Source organism: Salifodinibacter halophilus (assembly GCA_012999515.1).
In the GTDB taxonomy this organism is placed as follows: domain Bacteria; phylum Pseudomonadota; class Gammaproteobacteria; order Nevskiales; family Salinisphaeraceae; genus Salifodinibacter; species Salifodinibacter halophilus.
The window spans coordinates 1-255 of the sequence record JABEEB010000429.1 but is presented as its reverse complement, the minus strand read 5'-3'; the positions used below and the strand labels follow the sequence as shown (position 1 = coordinate 255).

1 protein-coding gene is annotated in these 255 nt (G+C 67.1%); it reads left to right on the top strand.

The genetic code is table 11. The annotated features are described in order from the left end of the window. A partial coding sequence (locus tag HKX41_12325) for a radical SAM protein (protein NNC24921.1) occupies positions 1 to 255 on the top strand: 255 nt, incomplete at both ends.

The following is a 255-nucleotide window of genomic DNA, read 5'->3' as shown; positions in this document are numbered from 1 at the left end:
AAGCTGATGAAGCGCCCGGGCGCGGTCGACAAGACCCTCGAGCGTATCCAGCGCTGGCGCTCGATCGCGCCGGATATCGCCATCCGCAGCACCTTCATCGTCGGCTTCCCCGGCGAGACCGACGCCGAGTTCGAAGAACTGCTCGACTTCCTCGACGAAGCCCAGCTCGACCGCGTCGGCGCGTTCGCCTATTCGCCGGTCGACGGCGCCAAGGCCAACGACCTGCCCGACCCGGTCGACGAAGAGGTCAAGCAG